The sequence below is a fragment of the Bombilactobacillus sp. ESL1092 genome, assembly GCF_058107465.1.
Genome location: NZ_CM176594.1, coordinates 1,272,061 through 1,281,067, shown reverse-complemented (window position 1 = coordinate 1,281,067; position 9,007 = coordinate 1,272,061). Strand labels below are relative to the sequence as shown.

Below are 9,007 nucleotides of genomic sequence, written 5' to 3'. Positions count from 1 at the left end.
CTGATAGCAATCACTTTTTAGTGAAAAATTATACAATTATAAAAATACTTTTTTGATAGTCTCATTTAAGGTGTGCACCGCAACAATTTGAATGTCTGGATAATCCCCTCGTACTAACTCATTGTTAGCAGGGACATAAATCGTTTGAAAGCCTAACTTTTCGGCTTCCTTGACCCGTTGGTCAATCAGATTAACACGGCGGATTTCGCCCGTGAGGCCAATTTCCCCGACGAAACAAACGTCACTCGCTAAACTCCGATTTTTGCAACAAGAAACAATCGCCATCGCCATCGCCAAATCAATGGCTGGTTCATCTAAACGCACGCCCCCTGTGGCTTTGAGATAGGCGTCCTTATTTTGGAGCAAAATATTGGCTCGCTTTTCTAAAACTGCCAAAATCACCGCCACGCGATTATGATCCAAGCCTGTAGTCGTACGTTTGGCATTACCATACAAAGTTGGCGATGTTAACGCCTGAATTTCTACCAAAATAGGCCGTGTCCCTTCCATAGAAACTACCACCGCAGAACCCGTTGCATTATTCAAGCGTTCGGCCAAAAAAATTTCCGATGGATTTTGGACTTCACGTAATCCCGTATTGACCATTTCAAACATGCCAATTTCATTGGTCGAGCCAAAGCGGTTTTTGACCGAACGCAAAATCCGATAATTATGGTGTAAATCGCCTTCAAAGTATAAGACCGTATCTACCATATGTTCTAAAATTTTGGGTCCCGCAATGGCACCGCCTTTAGTCACATGCCCGACAACAAACACAGTAACGCCTTGTTGTTTAGCAATATTCATTAATTCGGCTGTTACTTCTCTGATCTGGGCGACACTGCCAATAGCTGAAGCTAATTCGGGTTCATTCATTGTTTGTACGGAATCAATCACTAAATAATCTGGCTTTTGTTCATTAATTGCATTGCGAATAGCTCCCATGTCCGTTTCTGGATAGAGATATAAGTTGTCACCTTGAATTTGCAAGCGATTAGCGCGTAATTTAATTTGGGCTGCACTTTCTTCGCCGGAAACGTATAAAACTCGGCCCCCCGTTTGCTCCAGTTGTCCGGAAACCTGCAATAATAAGGTCGATTTCCCAATTCCTGGATCACCACCAATTAACACCAATGACCCCGGCACTACTCCGCCACCTAAAACTCGATCTAATTCCGTCAAGCCTGTTTGCACCCGTTTTTGTTCATCAAAACTGACCTGATTTAATTTAACTGGTTGACTCGTTGTCGAACTAACGCGACTAGGAGTAGCTTTTGTATTAACCGGCCGCTGAACTTCTTCCACTAATTGATTCCAGGCCCCACAATTTGGACACCTTCCTAACATTTGGGGCGCAATATAACCACAGTTTTGACATACATAACGCGTTTTGGCTTTGGCCAATGTACTTCATCTCCTATTATTAATTTCTACTTACCTGAAGAACCAAAGCCGCCTTGCCGCGGTGTTGTACTAATTTGGTCATCAGCTGTCCGTAAATACTTTATAAAAATGCCTTGGCAAATGCGTTCACCCTTTTTAATTAGATAATCAGTTGGATAATAATTTAACATTTGCACAAAAATTTCGCCTTCATTTTTGGCATTATTATAGTAATCTGCATCAATCACCCCGATGGAATTAGGCAACATCAAGCCCCGCTTCAACGGACCACTAGAGCGATTAACTAACAACAACACTTCATCTGCAGGTAAACTGACTTTTAAACCAGTTGGTACTAAAACTGGTTGTAAAACTTTCTGGGCCCACTGAGCCCAGCGAGTAGTTTCTTGATAGCGACTTTGCCGCCAAATCAATTGAGCCAAGGGATGCTTCCAAATAGACGGTACCACAAAATCTTCGGCGGCCGCTAAGTCATATCCCGCGGCGGCTGGCGTTTGTCTTTTGGGCAAAATCAAGCCTTGATTTTGGTACCGAGTGACAAATTCAAATTTACGCTCTACCATAACTTTAATTTTCTTCTTTCAATTTTTTCTTATTATGAATAATTTAGATTATACTTAATTTAACCAGACGATACATTAAGGAGTTGAACAACTTTGGCTTTTGAGCACAAGGACCAAGAATTTTTCCAAACCAATCCCCAAGGTGAGACCATGGTACAATTACACTATACGTTATTACCGCACAAACAGGCGATTAGCATTGATCAAATTTTTGTCCAACCAGAATATCGCAACCACGGTTTAGCCGGAAAAATTTTATTAGCGACGCTTGATTGGGTACAACAACAAAACTTAACAGTTGTACCAGTCTGTCCATTTGCGCGCCAATTTTTTCAGCGTGAACCCAAGTTTCAATCGTTATTAGCAATCAATTCAGACAAGGGAGATAATACTGATGAATCAAGATGAATTAAAAAAGATGGCGGCTATTAAAGCCGTAGATTTTGTTCAATCAGATATGATTTTAGGTTTAGGTACTGGCTCCACTGCTTTTTATATGGTTGAAGAACTAGCTCGCCGCGTCAAAGAAGAGCATTTACAAGTTGATTGTGTCTCCACTTCTCAAAGGACCTATCAACAGGCCCAAAATCTGGGAATTAAGATGCACCCACTAGCAGACATCGAGCAGGCCGATTTAACTATTGATGGCGCCGACGAAGTCGATGCCCAATTTCAAGGTATCAAAGGTGGCGGTGCCGCTTTAACTTATGAAAAAACCGTAGCAATTAATTCCAAACGCAATTTATGGATCGTTGATCAATCTAAAATGGTGCAACAATTAGGTCAATTTCCACTGCCTTTAGAAGTTAATCCCTTTGGTTCCCAACAATTAATTGCACGTTTAACTCAGGAACAACTCCACCCCCAATTACGGTATGAAAAACCACAACAGTTAGTCAAAACCGATATGAATAACTATATTGTGGACTTACATTTAAACCAGATTGAACATCCGCACTTATTAGCTGACTGGTTAGACCACCAAACCGGAATTATTGAGCATGGTCTTTTCTTAGACTTAGTCAATACCGTGGTCATCGGTCGCCCTGAAGGTCCCCAAGTTATCGACAATATTCGTTAAAGTACTAGTCAAACGTCCAACTTTCCGCTATATTTAGCTTAAGCTTTTTTAATTTAATGGAGGATTTTTTATGACAAAAGCAATCAGTCAAGCTGATTTACAACAATTTCAAGCAGATTTTGACCAAATGCCCGCGGCACAAGTCATCAAAAACAGTGTTGCCAATAATGGTATTTATCAATCTAGCAAAACTTTACAATCACAAATCGCGATGGATCCGACTTTTTCCATTGATTTAACTACTGGAAAAGTTGCCGATCAAAAACAATCCGGTCTTTGCTGGGTTTTTGCAGCGTTAAATACCTTGCGCCATCCCATGCAAAGCAAATTTAAAATTAAAGACTTTGAGTTATCTCAAGGCTATGTCTTTTTCTGGGACAAACTCGAAAAAGCCAATTATTTCTACGAAAATGTCATTAAAACTGCTGATTTGCCCATTGGTGATCGCAAAGTCGACTTTTTAATGACCACTCCGCAACAAGATGGTGGACAATGGGACATGGTTTGTGCCCTCTTTGAAAAATATGGTGTTGTGCCGAAAAGCGTGATGCCCGATACTGCTAGTCGAACTAATTCTTCAGAGTTAAACAGCGTTTTAAACACTAAATTACGCAAAGATGCTGTTGCTTTACGCCAATGGCTCAAAGACGGTGTTCCCGACGCCACGGTTGAAGAACGTAAAGAAAAGATGTTATCCGAAGTTTACCGGTTATTAGCTTATGCTCTAGGTGAACCACCCGTACAATTTGATTGGTCTTATCGCGATGATGACAATCAATTTCATTGTGAAAAAGCCATTACGCCACAAGAATTTTATAAAAAATATATTGATTTAGATTTACCAGATTATATTTCCACCATTAATGCTCCAACTGACGACAAGCCTTATAATCATGTTTACACTGTCGAATTATTAGGAAATGTCGTCGCTGGCCGCAATGTTCGGCATTTAAACTTAGAATTAGCAGATTTTAAAGCCAGTGCCGTCAAACAACTTCAAGCCGGCGAAGCCGTGTGGTTTGGTAGTGATGTCTCCGCCATGTCCGACCGCAAAAAGGGAATTTTAGATACTAAAATCTATAACTTAGCTGACTTATTTAATATCGATTTTTCGATGACTAAAGCGCAACGGTTAGATTATGGCGAAAGCTTAATGAACCACGCCATGGTCTTAACTGGAGTTGACTTAGACGATCAAGGCCAACCAACCAAGTGGAAAGTTGAAAACTCTTGGGGTGAAAAAGTGGGAACTAAAGGATACTTTGTGATGAGTGATGCTTGGTTCGATCAATTTGTTTACCAATTAGTTATCAACAAAAAATACCTGCCACAAAAAGCGCAAGCAGCTTATGATGCTGAATGTGACGATCCAAAAGTTTTGGCACCTTGGGATCCAATGGGGGCTTTAGCTTAAAGTTAAGTACTAACTGTGTTCCATAGCAAAGTTCAAACTTTACTTTCAAATTGAATGTCATTCAACACCAATTTCTGCCTTGGCAGTAACCAAAAAGAAAATGTTCGCCTCAAGACGAGCATTTTCTTTTTTTATCCTTATTTTATTGACACTAACTTTGAAATTACCAACCACTGAGTCCGGCACAAAAAGTTATCCACAACTACTTACTGTTGCTTACATTGTGATTTGACCTTTTTTATAAACTTTGAACTTGCGTTAAAATTTGAGCCATAACTTGTGTTGGCAACAATGTGTCCGTTTGCACAACAATGTCTGCTAGCTGTTGATAACTTGCTTGTCGTCTTGCCTTTAATTGCCGTAGCTGTTGCATATTTTGGGCTAGAGGCCTGGAAGTATCATTTTTAATTCGGTGCCAAATAACAGGAAGGTGTGCATCTAACCAGATGATCGGTGCGGGGGAATGTTTTAAAATTTGCACATTGTCAGTATTTTCCAACGTACCTCCACCTAATGCTAACACTCCTGGTTGCGTTAATACTTGTGCTAACGCCTGCTGTTCCAATTTGCGAAAATACGCTTCACCCTCAACAGCAAAAATCGTGTTCACGCTTTGACCACTGGCTTGTTCAATCCACTGATCTAAATCCCAGAGCGGTAATGCCAATTGCTGTGCTAACAGTTGCCCCACTGTGGTTTTACCTGTTCCCATAAATCCCGTCAAAATAATATCCATGACTTAAACTCCAATGACTTTATCTAAATCCCGCCAAAACTCAGGATAAGAAATTGCCACACATTGTTCGTTATTTAATGTGAGTGCCGCCGGAACAGTTAATGCCGCAATCGCTAACATCATAGCCAAACGGTGATCACCGTGACTATCCAATTTAACGTTGTGCTGCTGCCACTGCGTTGGACCTTCAATCTGCCAACCATCAGTTCGCGCTTGAATCTTCACACCTAATTTTTGTAATTCTTGGGCCACTGTTTGAACGCGATCAGTTTCTTTATAATGCAATTCTTGCGCGCCTTCAATCACGCTAGTTCCATGTGCATTGGCCGCTAGTAAAGCTACCAACGGCAACTCATCAATGATGCTAGGAATTTGTGGAGCAGTTAAGTGAATCGCTCTTAAACGACTGGTCCTGATTTCTAAATCACCCCATAATTCCCCGGTCGTCGTTTGGGGACTAATTTGGATTTGGGCACCCATTTGCTGTAGGACTTGCAAAAAGCCACTCCGCGTAGGATTTAACCCCACATGCTTAATTTTTAAATGGGAATTAGGGACTAAGGTCGCCGCCGTTAACCAAAAGGCTGCCGCCGACAGGTCCCCGGGAATGGTTAATTCCTGACCATTGAATTGGGTAGTTGGTAAAACTGTAATCGTCCTTTGATCCGTTGCCGTGACAACTGGTACCCCAAACTGGCGTAACATTACTTCTGTATGATTGCGTGTTGGCAATTTTTCCACAATCGTTGTGGGTTGCGTGGCTTGTAAGGCAGCCAAAATAACCGCACTTTTAACTTGTGCACTCGCCACGGCTAATTTAATTTGCGTACCGCCTAACTTTTGTCCCGTGACGATAACCGGCAAATGTTCGTTAGTGGTCCTAATATTGGCTCCTAACTGTTGCAAGGGAACACTTACCCGAGCCATCGGCCGTTTAGTTAACGAAGCATCTCCCACTAAGGTTAAGCGCCACCAGCCCCCTGCTAACAGTCCCATTAATAAGCGCGCGGACGTTCCCGAATTATTAAAATTAAGCGTTGTTTGAGTGGGACGCCAAAATTTCAAGGGCCGACCACTAATTTTAATTGTCGTGTGCCAGCGTTGGATCGGAATTTGAAAGCTTTGTAACACTGCTAATGTCGTCAAACAATCTTGTCCCAAACTTGCTTGGTGTAAAAGCGTCGGGGTCGAAGCTAACGCTCCCAAAATTAACCCCCGATGCGTAATACTCTTATCGCCCGGTAAGGTTAATGTTCCGTGTAAACCTTGCGGTGCATATCGTAAATCTTTCATTCTTTTGATCCTTAATTCTTAAAAATTAATTCCACAGTCAAGTTCGCACTGGAAACTTCTACAACTGTGCAGTCTCTTTAGTTTCAAGCTCAGCTGGTTAATATTCATCCAGTTCTTGACGGTAAGCCGAAACTTGCTCTTGTAAACGCCCCAAATTTGAACCATCAAAAGTCGTAGTAATTTGTTTGACTAATTCAATGGCCACAACACTTTGAATCACTAACGAGGCGGGGACAATGGCCGTAGTATCTGAGCGCTCAACATTGGCCTTTTGCTCAACTTTCGTATCAATATTCACTGACGGCAAGGCATGATACAACGTCGGTAATGGCTTCATCGCTGCATTAATAATCAAAGGCATGCCATTAGTCATACCACCTTCAAATCCACCTAAATGATTACTAGAACGCTGCCAGTGCTGATCTTGATAAGTGATGGCATCCATTGCTTGACTGCCCAAATGCTCACTATTCAAAAAGCCAGCGCCAAAACTAACTCCTTTAATTGCGTTGACGCCCATTACGCTAGCAGCAATTTGGGCATCAAATTTGCTATCCCAACTAGTATAGCTGCCTAAACCAGCAGGCACGTTTTCCACAATAACTTGCACAACGCCGCCTAAAGTATCACCTGCCCGTTTAGTTTGATCAATGAGTTCCTTAATGATCGGTTCTTGTTGATTATTCAAAATTCGTAAATCATTAGTTTGAATTTGCTGTTGAATGGCCTTCACCCCCAAATTCTGAGGATTGCCAACGACCTGCGGTCCAACTTGATAAACATAACCGACTAATTGAATATCCAACTGGTTCAATAATTGTTCACATAAATTGCCAATGGCCACCCGCATTGCGGTTTCGCGCGCTGACGAGCGTTCCAACACATTCCGTAAATCTCGATGACGATACTTCATTCCTCCAACTAAATCCGCATGTCCCGGACGCGGTCGTTTAACTTGCCGCAAGTTAGCCCGCTCGGACGTGGTGGCTAACGGATTCATAACATCTTGCCAATGACTAAAATCACGATTGGTAATTGTGAGGGCAATGGGAGAACCTAAAGTGACTTGTTGGCGGAGACCACCAGTAACTTGCACTTGATCATGCTCAATTTTTTGCCGATTGCCACGACCATAACCACCTTGTCGTTTTGCTAAGGCATTATTAATTTGCTCCAAATCTACTGCCATTCCGGCGGGAAAACCTTCAACAATACCAGTTAATTGCGGGCCATGTGATTCGCCAGCTGTTAAATAAGTAAACATATTTTAACCTCGTTTGTTCATTAATTCATAAAATTGCTTAGCCAATAAAATAAAATTAGTAGCGTTCGCGTTATGCCGATTACTAAATAAAATTACGGCAGTTTTTGCATCATCACTCATCAAAACCACACTATCAAAGCCTTGTTGCACCCCGTGCGCATAAAAATAATGTTGCCGCATATCATGATAAACACCGCCATTATATAGACCATTAGCTGTTGGCGTTCGTAATTTACGTAAATCGCTTTTCGTAATAATTTTACCTTGAATAATCGCTTTTTGCAGCCGATAAAACTCAGCGGGATTCGAGTATAGTTGGCCGGCACCTCGTTCAAAGTGAATTTGTGACCATTGCCAAGTTAACGGTATTTGATAATTCACCGTTTGATCCTTAACTGCATAGGCAGTTACATGGTACGGGTTAGCTAAATAATCCGCTGTCACATTAGTATTGTGCAGCCGCAATGGTTTTTTAAAAAAACGATTAAATAAATGGCTAAAAGATTGATGGTAAACTCGCTGTAAAATTTGTGCCAACAAAATATAATTAACATCACTGTAATGCCACCGATTAATATATTTTTTATCCACTTTGACATGCATCTTTAAATAATGCTGCAGGTGTTGCGTTGTGACATTAGGATTTTCTGGATCCATCACTAATCCCGACTGCATTGTTAATAAATGCCACAAAGTCAAGTTGGCACTATACGGAATTTGGGGAAAATATTTACTTAACGGATCTGATAAATGCAATTTGCCCTGCTCTTGGGCCTTCATTAATAGTGTTGCTGTAATCGCCTTTTCCAATGAAGCTAATTGATACGTTGAGTGCTGTGTCAACGGCTGTTTTTGTTGATAATTACTATATCCTTGTGTTGTGCGGTAATAAGTTTTACCATGCTTAATTAACAAGACACTGCCGCTAAATTCATTTTGTTGCAGTAATTGTTGATAAGCTTGGTACCGCGCTTTAGTAGCCTGCGCTTGAATTGGTTGCACAGCAAATACCAAACTAAAAATAAATAACCAACTCAGTAACACTGGGAAAACAACGAACTTTTTCATAAGACACCTTCAAAATTTAATCTGTCTAATCATATCATTTACCTTTCTGTTAGAAAAGCTCTTCAGTTGTTCGCAATTTTTTCTGTTATAATCAACTATGATTAAAGAGCACTTCAAGTTTTAAAAGCAGCAATTTAGCAGTCAGCTTAAAAGTTACATGAAAAATTAAATCTAAGTTTTACGA

Annotated in this window: 9 protein-coding genes; 3 read left to right on the top strand and 6 right to left on the bottom strand. The window is 41.0% G+C overall.

Going from position 1 to position 9,007, the window contains the following annotated elements; translation table 11 throughout:
• Positions 1 to 36 precede the first annotated feature (36 nt).
• Both radA and AC3B6Y_RS05870 read right to left on the bottom strand, forming a co-directional pair.
• Positions 37 to 1,404 (bottom strand): DNA repair protein RadA, encoded by a 1,368-nt coding sequence (radA, locus tag AC3B6Y_RS05875; RefSeq protein WP_489790671.1) that lies wholly within the window; start codon positions 1,402 to 1,404, stop codon positions 37 to 39.
• A 26-nt stretch (positions 1,405 to 1,430) separates the two neighbouring features.
• A complete protein-coding gene (locus AC3B6Y_RS05870) occupies positions 1,431 to 1,967 on the bottom strand; it encodes a dCTP deaminase/dUTPase family protein (protein WP_489757183.1) in 537 nt (178 codons plus the stop codon).
• Between the two features lie 93 nt (positions 1,968 to 2,060).
• Between AC3B6Y_RS05870 and AC3B6Y_RS05865 the strand changes: the two genes are divergently transcribed.
• The 3 genes from AC3B6Y_RS05865 (at position 2,061) to AC3B6Y_RS05855 (ending at position 4,462) form a co-directional block, all read left to right on the top strand.
• Entirely contained in the window at positions 2,061 to 2,375 is a 315-nt protein-coding gene (locus AC3B6Y_RS05865) for a GNAT family N-acetyltransferase (protein ID WP_489790669.1), read from the top strand.
• Positions 2,362 to 3,048 carry a ribose-5-phosphate isomerase RpiA gene (gene rpiA / locus AC3B6Y_RS05860; protein WP_489790667.1) on the top strand — a complete coding sequence of 229 codons (687 nt, stop codon included), beginning with the start codon at positions 2,362 to 2,364 and terminating at the stop codon, positions 3,046 to 3,048. The genes AC3B6Y_RS05865 and rpiA overlap by 14 nt, the downstream gene beginning before the upstream one ends.
• A gap of 70 nt (positions 3,049 to 3,118) precedes the next feature.
• The gene (locus AC3B6Y_RS05855; protein WP_489790665.1) at positions 3,119 to 4,462 is read left to right on the top strand and encodes a C1 family peptidase; all 1,344 of its coding nucleotides are present in this window, start codon (positions 3,119 to 3,121) and stop codon (positions 4,460 to 4,462) included.
• 238 nt (positions 4,463 to 4,700) lie between these two features.
• Here AC3B6Y_RS05855 and AC3B6Y_RS05850 read toward each other — a convergent pair whose 3' ends face one another.
• From AC3B6Y_RS05850 to AC3B6Y_RS05835, 4 genes are all read right to left on the bottom strand, one after another.
• Positions 4,701 to 5,198, bottom strand: a complete 498-nt coding sequence (locus tag AC3B6Y_RS05850) for a shikimate kinase (protein WP_489790664.1) — start codon at positions 5,196 to 5,198, stop codon at positions 4,701 to 4,703.
• 3 nt (positions 5,199 to 5,201) lie between these two features.
• Positions 5,202 to 6,491 carry a 3-phosphoshikimate 1-carboxyvinyltransferase gene (gene aroA, locus AC3B6Y_RS05845; protein WP_489790662.1) on the bottom strand — a complete coding sequence of 430 codons (1,290 nt, stop codon included), beginning with the start codon at positions 6,489 to 6,491 and terminating at the stop codon, positions 5,202 to 5,204.
• 97 nt (positions 6,492 to 6,588) lie between these two features.
• On the bottom strand, positions 6,589 to 7,755 hold the full coding sequence (gene aroC, locus AC3B6Y_RS05840; protein ID WP_489790661.1) for a chorismate synthase: 1,167 nt from the start codon (positions 7,753 to 7,755) through the stop codon (positions 6,589 to 6,591).
• 3 nt (positions 7,756 to 7,758) lie between these two features.
• Complete coding sequence (locus tag AC3B6Y_RS05835) at positions 7,759 to 8,823, bottom strand: serine hydrolase domain-containing protein (protein WP_489790659.1); 1,065 nt, start codon at positions 8,821 to 8,823, stop codon at positions 7,759 to 7,761.
• Positions 8,824 to 9,007: the final 184 nt, after the last annotated feature.